Below are 17,572 nucleotides of genomic sequence, written 5' to 3'. Positions count from 1 at the left end.
TGAACTGGTCTTTTTTGCTTATCCGACAACGACTTATCGCCATTTCTCATCCTAGATCGAATCCTTATCTAGGACAGCCCCTTTGCTTTTGCTTTGGCGGCTTCCGGGCCTCGGCCGGCAAAAGCAAATCCCCCTGGCCCTCCGGCCCACAGGCATAGCCTGTGGGCGTTCAGTGCCGCGCGATCCTGCGGTTCGCAAGCGCGGCCCTTCACCCTTTTTCAAAGGGGGGAACTGATCGGGCGAGGAGGCGGGTGATTGGTGACGGGACAGCAAAAAAGCCGAAAACCCGCGGGTAGCTTAGAATCGCTCCCCCAAGCCCCGCCGCCCGGGCCGCGCCCCGGCGCCCGCCGCGGCCCGGCCACGACAGCCCCACGGAATCCCCATGAGCCAGAAACAATGGATCGCCGGCATCAACGCCGTCTCCGCCTCGATCGAGCACGACGCCGCCAACGTGCGCGAGGTGCTGATCGAAGCCGGCGCCAAGAACCCGCGCCTGACCGAGATCGAGACCGCCGCGCGCCGCGCCGATATCGACGTGCGCCGGGTCGCGACCAGTGCGCTGGAAGGCGTGGTCGGCAATTTGCGCCATCAGGGCGTGGTCGCGCGCTACGCCGCGGCCAAGACCTGGAACGAGAACGAGCTTGAAGCGCTGGTCGAAGCGGCGCAGGGCAAGGCGCTGATCCTGATCCTCGACGGCGTCCAGGACCCGCACAACCTCGGCGCCTGCCTGCGCAGCGCCGCGGCCGCCAGCGCCACCGCGGTGATCATCCCGAAGGACAAGTCGGTGCAGGTCAACGCCACCGTGCGCAAGACCTCGGCCGGCGCCGCCGACAGCATCCCGGTGATCCCGGTGACGAATCTGGCGCGGGCGATGCGCGATCTGCAGCAGCTCGGCGTGTGGATCTACGGCCTGGCCGGCGAGGCCGAGGCTTCGTTGTATTCGATCGACCTGCGCGGCAATGTCGCCCTGGCGCTGGGCGGCGAAGCCGACGGTCTGCGTCGCCTGACGCGCGAGAACTGCGATCAGCTGGTCAAGATTCCGATGCCCGGCGGCAACGCGGCCGGCGGCGTGGAAAGCCTCAATGTGTCGGTGGCTTCGGGCGTGACCTTGTTCGAAGCGGTGCGCCAGCGCGGTTGATGCGTGAAGTCTTTTGTAGGAGGGGCTTCAGCCCCGATGCTTTTCGATCAGTTATCGGGAAGCATCACCGCGGCGGATCGAAAAGCATCGGGGCTGAAGCCCCTCCCACAAGCGCCACCGCGCTATGTAACCCCCCGCTGACCCCACCGACCGCATCGCCGCCCATTGCCCGACCGCGCCGATATAATTCGCCGCGAACCGGGACGACCCGGTTCCGCGCAGCCACGCGGCCTTATCCGTACATCGCGCGATGTTCATCCGGGGACGGCCCCATCGTCATGGGAGCACTGTCATGCCTTGGGTCTTGCTCGTATTCGCCGGCCTGTTCGAAGTGGGTTGGGCGATCGGTCTGAAATACACGGAAGGGTTCAGCAAACTGTGGCCGTCGGTCGGCACCATCGCTGCGATGATCGTCAGCCTGGGGCTGCTCGGCGTGGCGATGAAGTCGCTGCCGGTCGGCACCGCGTATGCGGTGTGGGTCGGCGTCGGCGCGGTCGGCACTGTGATTCTCGGCATGGTGCTGTTCAACGAACCGGCCAATGCCTTGCGCATCGTCAGCGTGTTGTTGATCGTCGCCGGTCTGGTTGGCTTGAAGCTGGCTTGAGGTTTTGCTGCTTTGTCCTGGGCGGCAAGCAAAAGCGAATCCCCCTAACCCCCCTTTTTCAAAGGGGGGAATGGCTTTTTGAGGGGCGCTAGTGCTGGTGGGCGTTCAAGAGCAACTCGTCGAAGCGGCGGGCGATGTCGGCGATGGTCTGCGCCTTGTCCTGGCCGTTGATGATGCGCCTGGCTTCTTCGTAGTTCGGCAATTGTCCGGACTTGAAGTAGTTGTCCAGTTTCTTGCCGGTGAACCAGCCTTTCTTCATGCCTTCCAGCGCGATCGCGTAGGCGACTTCGGGCTTTTTCGCGTCTTCGGGCTTGCCGAGCAGATCGATGCCCAGCAGCTTGCCGGCGCGGTCGTAATTGGCGCGGCCGGTCAGTTGCACGTAGCCGCGGCCGTGGAAGCGCGCGCCGTCGCCGGCCTTGGTGTTGCCGAGCATCTTGCCCACGCGCGTGTCCGGGCCGTACAGACGGTTGAAGCGCGCGTCGTCGCCGAACTCGTCGATCGGCCGCAGCGTATGCGCGGTCTCCCATTTGAACGTCGCCAGGCAATAGGCGATCTGATTGCGATGCACCGGGTTCTGCGTGAAGCTCGCGTCCTGCTCGATGCGCCCGATCAGAAAGCGCAGCGCCTGCGCCAGCTGATCGTTCAGCGGGCCGAAACGGCGGCGGTAACCGTCGAGAAATTGCTCGTCGTCGAAAGCGAACATCCTGTCCTCCCGTCCATGATCCACGGCCCGCGCGCGCCGCGCAGGGACCGGGCGAGGCGGCGCGATGCCGCTCGATGTCTCATTGAACGCGCACGCTTTGCCGGGAAGGCCAGATCGCGATGTTGCAGTGGCGAAACACGCCTCGGCAGTGCGGCGCTGAGCGATTCAGCTCAAGCCGTAGCGATCGAGCACCTGCACCACGGCGGTTTCGTACTGCCACAAGGTGGTCGTGCGATCGCACTCGGGGATCGACAACGCCGCCAGTTGTTCGCCCCAGACCAGCATTGTGCTCAGATCGAGACGGCGCTTGAGCGAAGCGCACAGCGCCGAGACCTGCGCTGGATGGAAGAACGCGAACTGCGCCGCGTCCGGGTCGAGGCTGCGCGCGGGAATACTGCCGTCCAGCAGCCAATGTCCGTCCCAGCCGATGCCGAGATAAAGCGGGTTGCCCATGCTTGCCGGCTGTGCGCCGTCGAACATCAGCACGGCTGCGCCGGCGAGCCAGACCACGAACGCGCAACGCCACGCCGGATCGTCGATCGCCAGCACCGATTCGATCCAGCCGTCGATCGAATCCGCATCCAGATATCGCAGCACCAGGCAGCATGCCGCGGCGATCGCGCCGTCCGCGGCGATCGCGTAGAAGCCGCCGCCCAGTGGCCGCAGCAAGCCGTCGCTGCCGCCTGCGCGGCCGTGGTCCCAGCACGACGGTGCCATCAGCCTGCGGCCCAGGGTGTCGAGCAGGTCGCGACGGAAACCCGGATCGCGCCCGGGCAAGGCCGGGTCCAGGCAATGCACGAACAACGCGCTGACCAACAGCGGGTACAACTCGCTATCGTCGTCGCGCTGCAATGCGCGCGGCAGCAGGAAGTCGAACCATCGGCTCCATTCGTCGCTGTGACCGAAAGAATGCGGGCCGGATGTCAGCGCCTCCAGCGCGTTTTCCAGTTCGCGCTTGGACCAGGACCGCGGATCGGGCTGCATCAGGCCGGTATACATCTGTCGCTCGCCGCCCATGAACCAGGCTTCGCCCATCGGCTCTTTCGGCATCGGCGCGCGTTCGCGCAGGCGTTGCAGCGCCTCCGGGTCCGGGCCGTGGCCGGGAATCCACCGATAGGTTGGCTGGGCGGAAGGCATGCGACGTTCCCTGTCCAGGCCGGCAGATCGATCGGCGCGCCGATCAGCCCCGCGGCCACGCATTGACGATCTTGCAGAACAACTCAGCCGTGCGCTGAGTGTCGTACACCGCCGAATGCGCTTCCTGTGCGTTCCAGTCCAGCCCGGCGGCCTGCACGGCGCGGGCGAGCACGGTCTGGCCGTAGGCGACGCCGGCCAGGGTCACGGTATCGAACACGCTGAAGGGGTGGAACGGGTTGCGCTTGTGGCCGCTGCGGGCGACCGCGGCGTTGAGGAAGTTGAGATCGAAATGGGCGTTGTGGCCGACCAGGATCGCGCGCTGGCAGCCGTGGCGCTTGACCGCGTCGCGCACCGGCGCGAACACCGCTTCCAGCGCCTGGCGCTCGGGCTTGGCGTCGCGGAACGGGTGATCGATGTCGATGCCGGTGATTTCCAGCGACTTGGGGTCGATCTGCATGCCTGCGGCGGGGACGACATGGGCGCTGGCGATCTCGCCGGGCACGATCCGGCCCTGCGCGTCCAGTTCCAGCGGTTGCACGGCGATTTCCAGCAGCGCGTGCTTGTTCCAGTCGAAGCCGCCGGTTTCCACGTCGACCACGACCGGCAGGTAGCCGCGGAAACGGTTGGCGAGGGTGGTGGGGAAGGGCGCCGCGGCGGTCGCGGTCTGAAGGGGGCCGGTTTCGGTCATCGCGAAAGCCTAGCAGGTTGTCGCGCGGGCTTCGTCCGCGCGGCCGCCGCGACCGCCATGAACCGGCGCGCAGGTCAGCGACGGCGCTCGCCCGCGGCCTGTGCTTCGATGTGGGGCAGGCGCAAACGGCTGGTGCGCGACCGCGCCGCGATCAGCAGCGCCGCTGCGCCGAGCCCGGCCAGGGTCAGGCCCGGCACCGGCAGCAGCATCGCCACGACCCCGCCGAACGGCAGCAGGACCAGACCCCAGCCAAGCAGATCGTTGCGCGCCGACGCCGCCGGCAACGCGCGCGCCAGCGCCGCGTCCAGGCTCAGGCGGCCGGCGCCGCCCAGGATCAGCGGCCACAGCATCACCAGGAACAGCAGCGGCAGTTTGTAGTTGCCGGCGCCGTCGTCGCTGATCGCATAGCCTTGCGCGAGTTGGCTCAGGCCCATCCAGTCGCGCGGCCAGTGCACCGCCGCAATCGCCACCACGGTCAGCACGAACAACGAGGCGGCGACCGCGCGCGTGGCCAGTCCGAGCAGCAGGGCGAGGCCGCCGAGCAATTCGAACCAGGTGGCCATGCTCCAGCTCAGGCCGGCGGGCACGCGGTCGAAGGGAAACGGGAAGTCCGACATGATCGCGCCGAACCAGTTCTCGCCCCGCAGTTTTTCGCGCCCGGATTCATAGAACTCCCAAGCCAGCACCGCGCGCAGGCCCAAGGGAGCGAGCCAGGCCCCGACGCCGTCGAGGCGATCGCGCAGGGCGCCGAAGAAGGGGACACAGGCAACGGCCATGCTGGACTCCGTACAGAACCGCGCCGGAAACGCCGGCGCTTGCTCTGACTAAGAGTCCGCGATCAGGCGGAAGGATTCGCCGCGCGGGAAAAAAAGATCACGGCGCTGGCGCGCATCTGCCGCAGCAGGCCCTGGCCGAGTTCGAGGAAGGCGGCGACGTCGTCGCTGCCGGCTTCCTGCGCCAGCGCCTGCAGTTGCTCGCGCGCGGACAAGCGCGGCGATTCGCCGATGCGTTCGACCAGCCGATAAGCCAGCGGACTGAGTTCGGAGAAACGCACCTCGCCGTCGGCTTCGCGGCGCAGCAACACCAGGGTGGGCGCGGGCGGCGGCGCCGCGGGCTGGAAATCCGGGCCCAGCCGGTGCACCGGCCAGGCGTAGGCCAGCGGCCAGGCCAGCGGCGACAACTGCGGCGCGTGCGCGAGCAGTTCGTCGTCGCCGATGTCGGCATCGTCGCGCGGCGCCTGCGCGTCGCTGAGTTGCAGCGCCAGCTCCACCCATTCGTAGTGCGCCAGCTCGGGCAGGAACGGCGCCGGCAGCGCTGCGCCGACGGCTTCGAGTTCCTGCAGATAACGCAGGAATTCGCGCGCGATTTCGGCGAACAACGGCGTGTGGCAGCGGTAGTCGCGATAGAAATCGCGCACCAACCGCTCCCAGCGCTGTTCGCCGAGCAGCTTGCGGATGACCGGGAAATTGCCCGACAGCAGGCCTTCGATATTGTTGAACAGCAGATCGCGGTAGATGCCCAGGCGCCGGTCTTCCAGGCCGGCGGGCGCCGGGCTGGCGCTGGGATCGCGCAGATGGCGGGTGAGTTCGAACTGTTGCGCACGCAGGCGCGAGGGGGCGTCGTTCATGGCTCAGGCGCGCTGGGCGCGGCGCGCGGCGTCGCGTTCGGGCGCGGCGGCGTGGGCGGATTCGCTCAGCACGCGACGCACGATGTCCAGCTCATCGACCAGTTCCTGGTACGGCGGGAAATTGAAGTCGCGCTCCAGCAGCGTCGGGCGCGCGCCGAACATGCGGTAAGCGTCGCCGAGCAGCGACCAGACCTCGTTCTTGACCGGCGCGCCGTGGGTGTCGACTTTCAGATCGTCGGCTTCATCGTAGTGCCCGGCCACGTGGATGTAGGCGATGCGTTCGTGCGGCATCGCGCGGATGAATTCGCGTGCGTCGTAGCGGTGATTGATCGAGTTGACGTAGACGTTGTTGACGTCCAGCAGCAGATCGCAGTCGGCCTCCGTCAAGATCGCGCGGGTGAACTCGATTTCGCTCATTTCCTGGTGCGGCGCGGCGTAGTAGGAGGCGTTCTCCACCGCGATGCGGCGGCCGACGATGTCCTGGGTGCGGCGGATGCGCGCGGCGACGTGGTGCACGGCTTCTTCCGTGAACGGAATCGGCAGCAGGTCGTACAGATGGCCGTCGTCGCTGCAGTAGCTCAGATGTTCGCTGTAGCGGGCGACATGGTGTTCGTCGAGAAAACGGCGCACCCGGGCGAGGAAGGTTTCGTCCAGCGGCGCGGTGCCGCCCAGCGACAGCGACAGGCCGTGGCAGACCAGCGGATAACGCGAGGACAACTCGCGCAGCGCTTCGCCGTAGACGCCGCCGATGCCGATCCAGTTTTCCGGAGCGCATTCCAGGAAGTCGAAATCCCGGCGCGCGCCGGCGCCGAACGGCGCGGACTGCAGCGGGCCCAGCAGGGCCCGCCGCAGGCCGAGGCCGACGGCATCCGAAGACAGTGGATGCATGCCGTCCATCGTCAGTCGTGCTGCGCGATCAGATCGAACCGCCGCACTTGCCTTCGCCGCACTTGCCTTCACCGACCTTCTTGGCGGCGCCTTCGCCGGTCTTCACGGCCTTGGCAGCGCCCGCCTTCTTGTCGGCGCCGCACTTGCCTTCGCCGCATTTGCCTTCGGCGTGCTTCTTGTCGGCGCCGCAGCTGCCTTCCTTGCCGGCCTTCTTGTCGGCGCCACAGCTGCCTTCCTTGCCGGCTTTCTTGTCGGCGCCGCAGCTGCCTTCCTTACCGGCCTTCTTGTCGGCGCCGCAGCTGCCTTCGGCGTGCTTGGTGGTGTCGGCGGCGGCCTTGGCGTCGGCGGCCTTCTCGGCGGCCGGCGGAGCCTGCTGGGCGCCGAGCAGGTAACCCTGCGACAGATCGCTCATCGCGAACGCGGAAGCCGACAGGCTCAGACCACCGATGAGGGTGGCGCCGAGAGCGAGGGCGAGGGGCTTCTTGATTTGCTTGGACATGGATGACTCCTGTGTGGCGATGAGGGCGGGTGTCCCGCCGTTGGATTGACGGCCCGGAGTGCCGGGGCCGCATGTAAAGCGGTCTTGCATTGTTGCCAGGGCGAATCGTGAGCAGCCACATGGTGCGGGTGTTGCGTGCAGCGGGTTTGTTGCGGTGGGGTATGGCGAATGTCGGTGCGAATGGATACGGGGGCGATCGCGGCGTGGATGCAGTCAGGCATCCAGATACTCGCGCGCCAGCGCGCGGGCCCGGTGCAGGCGCGACTTCACCGCTTCGCGGGTGGTGCCCAGCCGGTCGCCGATCTCGGCGATGCTCAGGCCTTCAAGATCGCGCAGGAGAATGATCTGGCGATAGTGCACGGGTAACGATTCCAATGCCGCGGCGACATCATGGCGCCATTCGGCCGGCTCGGGCGTGACGACCGGCAGGATGTCCTCGGTGATCATCTCGCCGCTGAGCATGCGCCGGCCGCGCTTGAAGCGATTGCATTCGCGCTTGACGATGCGGAAGGTCCAGGAGACGAAGCACTCGAGCACGCGCAGGTCGCGCAGCTTGCGCGAGATCGTGATCAGGCTTTCCTGCACCGCGTCCTCGATGTCGTTGATGACGCAGTGGTACTCGGCGTAACGGCGCAGATCCTGGCGCGAGTGGATCAGCACCCGCTCCAAAGCGGCCGGGTCGCCCGAGCGGGCGGCGGCCAAATCTCCGTTAGCCATCAATACCGTCATCCGGGTCTCCTCCCAGTCCAGTAAAAATACACTGCGACGCGGTGTCGCGTGTACGTACCAAGAGTTGGGTAGGACGCGATCGGATTCGCGGAATCGCGTCGAGGTGACAGCCGCGTTTAGAACGGGTTCATCGAGATCGGCATGTAACCGTTTGCAGCCCTTGCGCAGCAAGGACTTGGCCGCGACCGGATCGGCGCGCGCGACGGCCGCCGGGGCGGCGATGCGGCGCGCGGGATACGGCGAGGGATGGGGCGAGCGGGCGCTCGCCGAAGCTTGCTGCAGTGCAACGTGCGCCGCGATGCGCGACGGCGGCGCCGATGAATGCGCCCGCGATGGCCGCGGGCGCTGGGCGGATCAGATCGCGCCGGTGGTGTTGGTGTCGTCGCGCTTCTCGCGCGGCGGCAGCAGTTCTTCGCCCTTGACCAGGAACCAGACGTTCTCGGCGATGTTGGTGGCGTGGTCGCCGACCCGCTCGATGTTCTTGGCCATGAACAGCAGATGGGTGCAGGCGGTGATGCTGCGCGCGTCTTCCATCATGTAGGTGAGCAGTTCGCGGAACAGGCCGGTGTAGGCGGTGTCGATCTCGGCATCGCGCTCGCGCACGCGCTGAGCCAGCTCGATGTCGTTGTCGCGATAGGCCGACAACACGTCGCGCAGCTGCTTGACCGCCAGCGTGCCCAGCGCGTGCAGCCCGGCCACGTGCGGCAGCGGCGGCGACAGGTTCAGCGCGGTGGAGCGCTTGGCGACGTTGGCGGCGTAGTCGCCGACGCGCTCGATGTCGGCGGCGATGCGAATCGCGGCCAGGATCTCGCGCAGATCCCGCGCCATCGGCCCGCGCAGGGCCAGCTTCATGACGTCGTGGCTGATTTCCTGCTCCAGCGCGTCGATGGCCTCATCGTTGGCGATGATGCGCTCGGCGGCCTTGTCGTCGCGGCGCTGGACCACGTCGAGCGCGGATTCGAGCTGGGACGCGGCCATCTCGCCCATGCGCAGGGTTTCGTCGAGCAGGCGGCGCTGCTCGTCGTCGTAGCTCTTGACGATGTGGTCGTGCATGTGGGTGCTCATGGCGGTACCGCCGGAAATAGGGAGTAGGGGAACGGGAATCTGGGAACGGGAATCGGGAATCGGGAATCGGAAAGGCAACGGCAGGGTCAACGGCGGGACGGGGCGGGCTTTTCGCTTTTAACGATTCCCGATTCCCCATTCCCGATTCCCGTTGAATCAACCAAAGCGCCCCGTAATGTAATCCTCGGTCTGCTGCTTGGTCGGTTTGGAGAAAATCTGTTCGGTCGGGCCGTGCTCGATCAGGTCGCCCAGGTACATGAAGGCGGTGAAATCGGACACACGCGCGGCCTGCTGCATGTTGTGGGTCACGATCGCGATCGTGTAGTCCTTCTTGAGCTCTTCGACCAGTTGCTCGATGCGGCTGGTGGAGATCGGGTCCAGCGCCGAGGTCGGTTCGTCCAGCAGCAGCACCGAGGGCTTGAGCGCCACCGCGCGGGCGATGCACAAACGCTGCTGCTGGCCGCCGGACAGGCCCAGCGCGCTCTGGCTCAGCTTGTCCTTGACCTCGTCCCACAGCGCGCCCTGGCGCAGCGCGTGCTCGACGCGGTCGTTCATTTCCGACTTCGACAGCTTCTCATGATGGCGGATGCCGTAGGCCACGTTCTCGAAGATGGTCATCGGGAACGGCACCGGCTTTTGGAACACCATGCCGACCTTGCTGCGCAGGCGGTTCATCGGGTACTTCGGGTCGAGGATGTTCTCGCCGTCCAGCACCACTTCGCCGCGCGCTTCCAGCTTGGGATACAGCGCGTAGATGCGGTTGAAGATGCGCAGCAGGGTGGACTTGCCGCAACCCGACGGCCCGATCAGCGCGGTGACCTGCTTCTCCGGGATTTCCAGGTTGATCGACTTGAGGGCGTGGAACTTGTCGTAATAGAAGTCCAGGCCGCGCGCGGCGAGCTTGACCGGATTGGCGCCGACGACCGCGTCGCGGTCGGGAGCGGCGACGGTGAGACGTGCGTCTTTCATGGCCGGGGTTCGCTCGGTGTTGACGGTTGACAGGTCAGTCATGGCTGATTTTGTTTCGCAGTAGAAGCGCGCGGGCGACCAGGCTGACCAGCAGCACGAACGCGGTCAGGACCAGGGCGCCGGCCCAGGCGATGTGTTCCCAGTTCTCGTAGCCCTTGCCGGCGAAGTTGAACATCACGATCGAGACCGCGGCCATCGGCCCGGTCACATCCACGGTCCAGAACGAATTGCCGAAGGCGGTGAACAGCAGCGGCGCGGTTTCGCCGGAGATTCGCGCCAGCGCCAGCAGCACGCCGGTGACGATGCCCGGCAGCGCCGACTTGTACAGCACCTGCACGATCACCTTCCATTGCGGCACGCCCAGCGACAGCGCCGCTTCGCGCATCTGCCCCGGCACCAGCCGCAGCATTTCGTCGGTGGTGCGCACCACCACCGGCAACACGATGAAGGCCAGCGCGATCGCGCCCGACAGCGCCGAGAAGCCCAACAGCGCGTTGCTGTCCGGAGTCGGCTTGGCGACGAACACCGCGTACACGAACAGGCCCAGCACGATCGACGGCGCCGACAGCAGGATGTCGTTGACGAAACGCACCACGGTGCCGAACTTGCGCTTGTTGCCGTATTCGGCGAGCCAGGTGCCGGCGGCGATGCCGAGCGGGGTGCCGATCAGCAGGCCCATCGTGCACATGGCGATGCTGCCGAAGATGGCGTTGCGCAGGCCGCCGGCTTCCATCGGCGGCGGCTGGTCGCGGATGAACAAGTCCAGGTTCACGCCGCCCAGTCCCTTGACCAGCAGCGTCCACAGGATCCAGCCCAGGAACGCCAGGCCGAACACCGCGGCCGCGCAGGCCAGGGTGAGGGCGATGACGTTGACGACGCGGCGGCGGCGATACAGCTTGTCCGCGGCCCGGCCGCGGGCATCGGTGGCGAAGGCGGTGGCCATCAGTTGCCCTCCTTGCGGGACAGTTGCATCAACATCAGGCGAGCGGCGGCCAGCACCACGAAGGTGACGATGAACAGCACGAAGCCGAGCAGCACCAGCGCCGAGCGATAGGTTTCCGAGGCTTCGCCGAAGTCGTTCGCGATCAGCGCGGCGATGGTCGTGCTCGGATCGATCAGCGACGGGGTGAACTGCACCGCGTTGCCGATCACGAAGGCGACCGCCATGGTCTCGCCGAGCGCGCGGCCCAGGCCGAGGAACACGCCGCCGATCACCGCCGAGCGCGTGTACGGCAGGACGATGTCCCAGCTCACTTCCCATTTGGTCGAGCCCAGCGCGTAGGCCGATTCCTTGAGCCGGGTCGGCACGGTCAGGAAGACTTCGCGCATCACCGAGGAAATGAAGGGGATGATCATGATCGACAGGACCAGGCCCGAGGTCAGCATGCCCACGCCGATCGGCGGTCCCTGGAACAGCGGCCCGATCAGCGGCAGCGGGCCGACGTGGTCGATGAGCCAGGGGATGATGTGTTCGCGCATCACCGGCATCAGCACGAAGAAGCCCCACATGCCATAGATGATCGAGGGGATGCCGGCGAGCAGTTCGATCGCGGTGCCGATCGGGCCGCGCGCCCAGCGCGGCGCGACTTCGGTCAGGAAGAAGGCGATGCCGAAGCTGATCGGCACGGCGATCACCATCGCGATCACCGCGGTGACGATGGTGCCGTAGATCGGCACCAGCGCGCCGTACTTGTCCGCGGCCGGGTTCCAGTCGCTGGAGGTGAAGAAGTTCAGGCCTTCCGATGCGAGCACGGCGCGGCCGCCCCACAGCATCGACAGCGCGGCGCCGGCGAGGGCGACCAGAACGAAGATGGCGGTGGAGGTGACGAAGTAACGGAAGAATCGATCGTTGCGCGCGTCGGTGCGATCGCGGGCGGAGACGCCGTTTGAAGCGGGTAGGGCGGTCGCGTTCATTGCGAGGGGAGATCCGTCTTGGCCGGGCTTGCGGTGGCGGGCTTGGTGCTTTGCGTGAAACCGGGAGTGCGGTACGGCGTTGTTGCGTTGAGCCGGCTGTTCGTCATGGGGCTTGGCTTTTGCTCGTCATCCCCGCGAACGCGGGGATCCAGCGACTTCGTTTTTTCCGTCATCCCCGCGAAGGCGGGGATCCAGGGCTGCATCGCGACAAACCTTTCAGATAGGTGGCATCACTCTTGTTTCTTTCGCGTCCCGGCCAGGGCGGGTCGCCCTGGCGTTCGCGGATGCGCGAGCCGGCGGCTCGCAAACGCATCCGCTCACCCGCGCCCGCTTTGCGGGCGCGGGCCGATGCGTCATTTGAACTCGGCCGCCCAATACGCCTCGATCTGCTTGACCAGTTCCGGCGGCAGCGGCACGTAGTCCAGCGACTTGGCCTGATCCTGGCCGTTCTCGAAGGCCCACTTGAAGAACGCGCGGGTGTCGGCGCTGCGCTTGGCGTCCTTGGGCTGCTTGTACATCAGGATGAAATTGGTCGCGGTGATCGGCCAGGACTTCTCGCCGGCGGCGTTGGTGATGATCAGGTTGAAGTCTTTCGCGTTGGCCCAGTCGGCGGTCGAGGCCGCGGCGGCGAAGGCTTCCGCGTTGGGCTGCACGAACTGGCCGGCCGCGTTCTGCAACTGGGTGTGCGCCATCTTGTTCTGCACCGCGTAGGCCAGTTCGACGTAGCCGATCGAGCCCTTGATCTGCATCACGTAGGAGGCCACGCCCTCGTTGCCCTTGCCGCCGACGCCGCCCGGCCACTGCACCGAGGTGCCTTCGCCGACCTTGGTCTTCCACTGCGGGCTGACCTTGGACAGGTAGTTGGAGAAGTTGAAGGTCGTGCCCGAACCGTCGGAGCGATGGACGACGTTGATCTTCAGATCGGGCAGGGTCACGCCCGGATTGGCCGCGGCGATCGCCGGGTCGTTCCACTTGCTGACCGTGCCGAGGAAGATGTCCGCCAGCAGCGGGCCGGTGAGGCGCAGCTTGCCGGCCTCGACGCCGTCCACGTTGATCACCGGGACCACGCCGCCGATGGCGGACGGGAACTGGCCCAGGCCGGCCGCGGCGAGTTCATCGCTGGGCAGCGGCTTGTCGGAGGAGCCGAAATCGACCGTCGCGGCCTTGATCTGGGCGATGCCGCCGCCGGAGCCGATCGACTGGTAGTTGACCTTGGCGCCGGTGGCCTTGTTGTAGTCCGACGACCACTTGGAGATCAGCGGGTAGACGAAGCTCGCGCCGGCGCCGGTGATCTGCGCGGCGACCTGATCGCCGGCCGGAGCGGCCGCGTCGGTCTTGGCGTCGCCCGCGGCGGGCGCCGGATTCTGTTTGCCGCCGCATGCGGCGGCCGCCAGAGCGATGGCGAGAGAGAGGACGGCGATGCGGGCCGGCGAGGATTTCATGCGGAACTCCGTGAGGGGAGGGGCCGGCATGGGCGCCGGCTTGGTGGCGCCATTTGATGATCTTTTTGTTACACCGCTATGACATCGATTCGTCATCAATCTGTAGTGAAAGGCCGGGGGCGGTGCCGGGCGTCGCGGTTTTGCGTGGTTCCGGGGTGATCGGGACGTAACAATCGGCTTGACTGGGGGAGGGTCGGCCGCGGGGCTGGCGGCCCTCATCCGGCCCTTCGGGCCACCTTCTCCCGCCAGCGGGAGAAGGGCTTCGTCCTCGTTTCCTGAACACACCCCACAAAAACAAAACGGGCCCGAAGGCCCGTTTCGTCCGATCTCCCCTGATCTGTCGGAACCCCCCGGATCCGACCGGCGTGCGCCGGACGATCTGGCCGATCAGTAGTTCATGTTCGCCGACCAATAGCTCTCGACCTGCTTGACCAGCGCGTCGGGCAGCGGCACGTAGTCCAGCGACTTGGCCTGCTGGTCGCCGTTGGTGTAGACCCAGCGGAAGAATTCCTTCGCGTTCTTGGCGCCTTCGGCGTTCTTCGGCTGCTTGTACATCAGGATGAAGTTGGTCGCGGTGATCGGCCAGGAGTTCTCGCCCGGCGCGTTGGTCATGACCAGGTAGAAGTCCTTCGCACCGGCCCAATCGGCGCTGGCGGCGGCCGCGCCGAAGGTCTCGTCGGTCGGCAGCACGAACTTGCCGTCGGCGTTCTTCATGCGCGAGTACGACATCTTGTTCTGCAGCGCGTACGACAGCTCGACATAGCCGATGCCGCCCTGGATCTGCTTGACGTAAGCGGCGACGCCTTCGTTGCCCTTGCCGCCGATGCCGATCGGCCACTTGACCGCGGTGCCTTCGCCGACCGAGGTCTTCCACTCGGCGTTGACCTTCGACAGGTAGTTGGCGAAGTTGAAGGTGGTGCCCGAACCGTCGGAGCGATGCACGACGGTGATCTTCTTGTCGGGCAGTTGCAGGCCGCCGTTGAGGGCGACGATGGCCGGATCGTTCCAGTTGGTGATCTTGCCCAGGAAGATGTTGCCCAGGGTCTCGCCGTCGAGCTTCATCGCGCCCGAGGCCACGCCCGGCACGTTGATCACCGGCACCACGCCGCCGATCACCGACGGGAACTGGGCCAGGCCGAACTTGGCCAGCTCTTCGGGCTTGAGCGGGGCGTCGGAAGAACCGAAGTCCACCGTCGCGGCCTTGATCTGGGCGATACCGCCGCCGGAACCGATCGACTGGTAGTTGACCTTCTTGCTGGTGGCCTTGGCGTAGTCCGAGGACCACTTGGACATCACCGGGTAGACGAAGGAAGCGCCGGCGCCGGTCACGTCGGCGGCCTGCGCGCTGAATGCTGCGAACGAGACGGCCAGTGCAAGCGCGGTCACGCGGAAGGAACGGGAGTTGAACACGATGGGGCTCCTGAAGAGAGACGGCTGGCACGAATCCGTTGCGGCGAATTCCATAACAGTTCGATGACAGTCGCGGGTCGGAGTCATGACAATTGGATGACATGCCCGACTGGACGATGCGCGGTAGCGGTCATTGCTCGCCGAATCGGGCGCCCGGCGGGCGGTCATCGGCGGTGAGGGCGCGAGCAAAAAAAGGGCGCGGCACGGCCGCGCCCTGGAACGACCGAATTCGATCGAGGGGGAGAGAGATGCTTCCGCCGGCGCGAACGAGTCCGCGCCGGCGGCATTGCCTTACCAGTAGAACTGCATGCGCGCTTCGAAGACGTTCGGGTTGTCTTCGGCCTTCGCGCGCAGCGTGGTGCTGTACTTTTCCTGATCGACCATCACGTAGTTCAGCATGAACTTGAAGTTCGAGCGCCAGTACCAGTTCACGCCGAGCGTCCACGAATCCATCTTGCCGCCGAGCACGCCGTTGACGCGATTGGTGCCGGCGATCGGGCTGCCGTCGTTGAGATCGATGGCGTCGTAGCGCAGGCCCAGCTGCCACATGCCCTTGGCCGGATCGCTCGGCAGGGGCGTGGTCGGGGCGCCGGCCTTGTAGCCCCAGGTCTCGCCGCTGATGTTCCACAGACCCGAGACGTAGAAACCGTCGCCGCTGAAATCGCTCAAGCCGTTGAGGCGCTTGACGTCGATGGTCATGTACTCGCCCTGCAGCTTGAACGGGCCCTTGACCCACAGGCCTTCGGCGCCGATCACGCTGACGCGGTCGCTGCGGTCGCTGCGGTTGTTGAGGGTGTTGGCGCTGGTGACGCTGCTGCCGGTGTCGATGAAGCGGGTCGAGACCATGTCGGCCATCGGACGCGCGCGCAGACGGATGCCGTCGGCGTCGGTGTCCTTGTTCGAGTAGGACGCGCCGAAGTGCAGGATGTTGCCGGCTTCGTTGATCGGAGCGTAGTAGCCGCGCAGGCCGTAGCCGGCGCCGTGCTCGCGGTTGCGGGTCAGCTCGCGGCCGAAGTAGCTCGCGGTCAAGCCCCAGTTGTTGTCGCCGTAGTTGTACTGCGCGCCGACGCGGCGCGCGGTGCCCAGGCTGTTGGTGATCGAGGACTTGGAGATGAAGTCGTTGTTCTTGGTCGAGGACAACTCTTCCATCGTCGCGCCGGGCTGCTTGTACTGGCCGACCTGGATGAAGTGGTTGGCGTTGTTGCCGAACTTGTACTTGATGTTGGCGTCGAGGAACTTGTCGTCCTTGGCGTCGTAGCCCAGCACCCATTCGATGTTGCCCGGGCCCTTGCCCTTGAGCACCAGTTCGGCGCGGCGCAGTTCGTTGAGCGACTCCTTGCCGTCGACGTCGGTGCCCGGCACGTCGGCGCCGTAGTCGATGGTGTCGGTGTCGAACTTGTAGAAATCCGCCTGGACCAGACCTTCGAAGGAGACTTCCGAGTTGCCGATGACGTCGAGAGCGACTTCGGCGTGTGCGGCCGGCGCCACGAGGGCGGCGAGCAGCGCGACGGCAAGGGTGTTGCGCGAGAGTTTCATGGTCTAGCCCTGAGGCGTGGAGAGATGCCGCGCAGGCTAGGGTGTGAAAGTTGCGTAAATGTGACAGAACTGACTTATTTCGCGGGCATGACGGAGCGATGACGCTCGGGCAACGGCGCTGTTGCCACCACAATTACCTTTGCGATCAAGCGGCTACGGGGTCGGGCTCGCCCGGCGTCTTGTCCGGAAAACGACAAAGATCACGGATCGCACAGTGCGGGCAATCCGGTTTTCGTGCCTTGCAAACGTAACGTCCGTGCAGGATTAGCCAGTGATGCGCATCTTGAAGGTAGGTATCGGGCACCACTTTGAGCAGCTTGTGCTCGACCGCGAGCACATCCTTGCCCGGCGCGAGACCGGTGCGGTTGGAGACGCGGAAGATGTGCGTGTCCACCGCGATGGTCGGCTCGCCGAAGGCGGTGTTGAGCACCACGTTGGCGGTCTTGCGGCCGACGCCGGGCAGCGCTTCCAGCGCGGCGCGATCGCGCGGCACTTCGCCGCCGTGCCGGTCCAATAACTGTTGCGACAGCGCGACCACGTTCGCGGCCTTGGTATTGAACAGGCCGATCGTGGCGATATAAGGCTTGAGGCCCTCGACCCCGAGGGCGGCGATCTGCCGCGGCGTATTGGCGACGGGAAACAACTTGCGCGTGGCTTTGTTGACGCCGACATCGGTGGACTGCGCCGACAGCGCGACGGCGACCAGCAATTCATAAGGCGTGGTGTATTCGAGCTCGGTGGTCGGCGCGGGGTTGAGCGCCCGCAGGCGCGCGAACATGTCCTCGATCTGCGCCGGTTTCATCTGCGCGCCGCTGCGCTCCTTGACCGGTGCGTCGGCGGCGGCCGTGCGCCTGGACGGTTTCGCGCCGGCGGTCTTCGCCGTGGCGCGTCCGGCGGGCGCGGGCTTGCTCGAAACGCGGACGGCCTTCGCCGGTTTCTTCACCGCCGGCGTGGACGCGCGGCCGGTCGATTTCTTTTTCGCCGCTGTCTTCGCCGGAGCTTTGGCGTCCGCGGGTTTGGGGGCGATGGAGGACTTGGCTGGCTTCTTGGCGGGCGCGGTCTTGGGCATGCGGGATTCGTGACTCAGGTGGGTCCGCGCTGCGCGGCTTTGGCCTTGGCGCGCGCGAGCGCGGCCGCGGCGGCGCTGGGCAGGGCGGTGCGCGGCGGCGGTGCCGCTTCGACAAGCGCGTCGGCGACCTCGCTCGCGGCGATGGGAGCGGCGC

At 66.4% G+C, this 17,572-nt stretch carries 19 protein-coding genes; 2 read left to right on the top strand and 17 right to left on the bottom strand.

Going from position 1 to position 17,572, the window contains the following annotated elements; genetic code table 11:
* Positions 1-382 precede the first annotated feature (382 nt).
* Complete coding sequence (gene rlmB / locus J7J50_RS22615; protein ID WP_215060162.1) at positions 383-1,138, top strand: 23S rRNA (guanosine(2251)-2'-O)-methyltransferase RlmB; 756 nt, start codon at positions 383-385, stop codon at positions 1,136-1,138.
* Positions 1,139-1,430: 292 nt separating this feature from the next.
* Positions 1,431-1,742 (top strand): quaternary ammonium compound efflux SMR transporter SugE, encoded by a 312-nt coding sequence (gene sugE / locus J7J50_RS22610; protein ID WP_057943530.1) that lies wholly within the window; start codon positions 1,431-1,433, stop codon positions 1,740-1,742.
* 88 nt (positions 1,743-1,830) lie between these two features.
* Here sugE and J7J50_RS22605 read toward each other — a convergent pair whose 3' ends face one another.
* The 17 genes from J7J50_RS22605 to nth form a co-directional block, all read right to left on the bottom strand.
* Entirely contained in the window at positions 1,831-2,445 is a 615-nt protein-coding gene (locus J7J50_RS22605; protein ID WP_215060159.1) for a glycoside hydrolase family 19 protein, read from the bottom strand.
* A 165-nt stretch (positions 2,446-2,610) separates the two neighbouring features.
* Complete coding sequence (locus J7J50_RS22600; RefSeq protein ID WP_215060156.1) at positions 2,611-3,582, bottom strand: hypothetical protein; 972 nt, start codon at positions 3,580-3,582, stop codon at positions 2,611-2,613.
* Positions 3,583-3,625: 43 nt separating this feature from the next.
* A complete protein-coding gene (rnt, locus tag J7J50_RS22595) occupies positions 3,626-4,270 on the bottom strand; it encodes a ribonuclease T (RefSeq protein ID WP_057943527.1) in 645 nt (214 codons plus the stop codon).
* A gap of 74 nt (positions 4,271-4,344) precedes the next feature.
* Positions 4,345-5,046: a DoxX family protein gene (locus tag J7J50_RS22590; protein WP_215060155.1), complete on the bottom strand. Its 702-nt coding sequence runs from the start codon at positions 5,044-5,046 to the stop codon at positions 4,345-4,347.
* A 62-nt stretch (positions 5,047-5,108) separates the two neighbouring features.
* The gene (locus J7J50_RS22585) at positions 5,109-5,897 is read right to left on the bottom strand and encodes a putative DNA-binding domain-containing protein (protein WP_215060153.1); all 789 of its coding nucleotides are present in this window, start codon (positions 5,895-5,897) and stop codon (positions 5,109-5,111) included.
* 3 nt (positions 5,898-5,900) lie between these two features.
* A complete protein-coding gene (locus J7J50_RS22580; protein WP_215060150.1) occupies positions 5,901-6,794 on the bottom strand; it encodes a DUF692 domain-containing protein in 894 nt (297 codons plus the stop codon).
* A gap of 19 nt (positions 6,795-6,813) precedes the next feature.
* Complete coding sequence (locus tag J7J50_RS22575; RefSeq protein WP_215060148.1) at positions 6,814-7,284, bottom strand: hypothetical protein; 471 nt, start codon at positions 7,282-7,284, stop codon at positions 6,814-6,816.
* Positions 7,285-7,497: 213 nt separating this feature from the next.
* Positions 7,498-8,184, bottom strand: coding sequence for a sigma-70 family RNA polymerase sigma factor (locus tag J7J50_RS22570; RefSeq protein ID WP_251044432.1), 687 nt, complete (start codon positions 8,182-8,184; stop codon positions 7,498-7,500).
* 183 nt (positions 8,185-8,367) lie between these two features.
* Entirely contained in the window at positions 8,368-9,078 is a 711-nt protein-coding gene (gene phoU / locus J7J50_RS22565) for a phosphate signaling complex protein PhoU (RefSeq protein WP_215060146.1), read from the bottom strand.
* A gap of 156 nt (positions 9,079-9,234) precedes the next feature.
* A complete protein-coding gene (gene pstB, locus J7J50_RS22560) occupies positions 9,235-10,047 on the bottom strand; it encodes a phosphate ABC transporter ATP-binding protein PstB (protein WP_215060164.1) in 813 nt (270 codons plus the stop codon).
* Positions 10,048-10,081: 34 nt separating this feature from the next.
* Positions 10,082-10,990, bottom strand: a complete 909-nt coding sequence (gene pstA / locus J7J50_RS22555; RefSeq protein WP_215060139.1) for a phosphate ABC transporter permease PstA — start codon at positions 10,988-10,990, stop codon at positions 10,082-10,084.
* Complete coding sequence (gene pstC / locus J7J50_RS22550) at positions 10,990-11,961, bottom strand: phosphate ABC transporter permease subunit PstC (RefSeq protein WP_215060137.1); 972 nt, start codon at positions 11,959-11,961, stop codon at positions 10,990-10,992. The genes pstA and pstC overlap by 1 nt, the downstream gene beginning before the upstream one ends.
* On the bottom strand, positions 11,958-12,164 hold the full coding sequence (locus J7J50_RS22545; protein WP_148648924.1) for a hypothetical protein: 207 nt from the start codon (positions 12,162-12,164) through the stop codon (positions 11,958-11,960). The genes pstC and J7J50_RS22545 overlap by 4 nt, the downstream gene beginning before the upstream one ends.
* A gap of 150 nt (positions 12,165-12,314) precedes the next feature.
* On the bottom strand, positions 12,315-13,403 hold the full coding sequence (pstS, locus tag J7J50_RS22540) for a phosphate ABC transporter substrate-binding protein PstS (RefSeq protein WP_215060134.1): 1,089 nt from the start codon (positions 13,401-13,403) through the stop codon (positions 12,315-12,317).
* Positions 13,404-13,790: 387 nt separating this feature from the next.
* A complete protein-coding gene (pstS, locus tag J7J50_RS22535; protein WP_343222560.1) occupies positions 13,791-14,789 on the bottom strand; it encodes a phosphate ABC transporter substrate-binding protein PstS in 999 nt (332 codons plus the stop codon).
* A 315-nt stretch (positions 14,790-15,104) separates the two neighbouring features.
* Positions 15,105-16,349 carry a porin gene (locus J7J50_RS22530; protein ID WP_215060129.1) on the bottom strand — a complete coding sequence of 415 codons (1,245 nt, stop codon included), beginning with the start codon at positions 16,347-16,349 and terminating at the stop codon, positions 15,105-15,107.
* Between the two features lie 145 nt (positions 16,350-16,494).
* Positions 16,495-17,151: an endonuclease III gene (gene nth, locus J7J50_RS22525; RefSeq protein WP_251044435.1), complete on the bottom strand. Its 657-nt coding sequence runs from the start codon at positions 17,149-17,151 to the stop codon at positions 16,495-16,497.
* Positions 17,152-17,572 lie beyond the last annotated feature (421 nt).

Origin of the sequence: Lysobacter sp. ISL-50 (genome assembly GCF_018612875.1) — a bacterium.
GTDB lineage: Bacteria > Pseudomonadota > Gammaproteobacteria > Xanthomonadales > Xanthomonadaceae > Lysobacter.
This window is presented reverse-complemented; position numbering and strand designations above follow the sequence as displayed.

What these genes read in the sequence shown, in the direction of transcription:
- J7J50_RS22590 (WP_215060155.1), bottom strand. Translation starts at nt 5,046, where the DNA reads ATGGCCGTTGCCTGTGTCCCCTTCTTCGGCGCCCTGCGCGATCGCCTC.
- pstA (WP_215060139.1), bottom strand. Translation starts at nt 10,990, where the DNA reads ATGGCCACCGCCTTCGCCACCGATGCCCGCGGCCGGGCCGCGGACAAG.
- sugE (WP_057943530.1), top strand. Translation starts at nt 1,431, where the DNA reads ATGCCTTGGGTCTTGCTCGTATTCGCCGGCCTGTTCGAAGTGGGTTGG.
- pstS (WP_215060134.1), bottom strand. Translation starts at nt 13,403, where the DNA reads ATGAAATCCTCGCCGGCCCGCATCGCCGTCCTCTCTCTCGCCATCGCT.
- J7J50_RS22580 (WP_215060150.1), bottom strand. Translation starts at nt 6,794, where the DNA reads ATGGACGGCATGCATCCACTGTCTTCGGATGCCGTCGGCCTCGGCCTG.
- nth (WP_251044435.1), bottom strand. Translation starts at nt 17,151, where the DNA reads ATGAAACCGGCGCAGATCGAGGACATGTTCGCGCGCCTGCGGGCGCTC.
- pstB (WP_215060164.1), bottom strand. Translation starts at nt 10,047, where the DNA reads ATGAAAGACGCACGTCTCACCGTCGCCGCTCCCGACCGCGACGCGGTC.
- J7J50_RS22585 (WP_215060153.1), bottom strand. Translation starts at nt 5,897, where the DNA reads ATGAACGACGCCCCCTCGCGCCTGCGTGCGCAACAGTTCGAACTCACC.
- J7J50_RS22605 (WP_215060159.1), bottom strand. Translation starts at nt 2,445, where the DNA reads ATGTTCGCTTTCGACGACGAGCAATTTCTCGACGGTTACCGCCGCCGT.
- J7J50_RS22575 (WP_215060148.1), bottom strand. Translation starts at nt 7,284, where the DNA reads ATGTCCAAGCAAATCAAGAAGCCCCTCGCCCTCGCTCTCGGCGCCACC.
- J7J50_RS22545 (WP_148648924.1), bottom strand. Translation starts at nt 12,164, where the DNA reads ATGCAGCCCTGGATCCCCGCCTTCGCGGGGATGACGGAAAAAACGAAG.
- phoU (WP_215060146.1), bottom strand. Translation starts at nt 9,078, where the DNA reads ATGAGCACCCACATGCACGACCACATCGTCAAGAGCTACGACGACGAG.
- rnt (WP_057943527.1), bottom strand. Translation starts at nt 4,270, where the DNA reads ATGACCGAAACCGGCCCCCTTCAGACCGCGACCGCCGCGGCGCCCTTC.
- J7J50_RS22600 (WP_215060156.1), bottom strand. Translation starts at nt 3,582, where the DNA reads ATGCCTTCCGCCCAGCCAACCTATCGGTGGATTCCCGGCCACGGCCCG.
- pstC (WP_215060137.1), bottom strand. Translation starts at nt 11,961, where the DNA reads ATGAACGCGACCGCCCTACCCGCTTCAAACGGCGTCTCCGCCCGCGAT.
- J7J50_RS22530 (WP_215060129.1), bottom strand. Translation starts at nt 16,349, where the DNA reads ATGAAACTCTCGCGCAACACCCTTGCCGTCGCGCTGCTCGCCGCCCTC.
- rlmB (WP_215060162.1), top strand. Translation starts at nt 383, where the DNA reads ATGAGCCAGAAACAATGGATCGCCGGCATCAACGCCGTCTCCGCCTCG.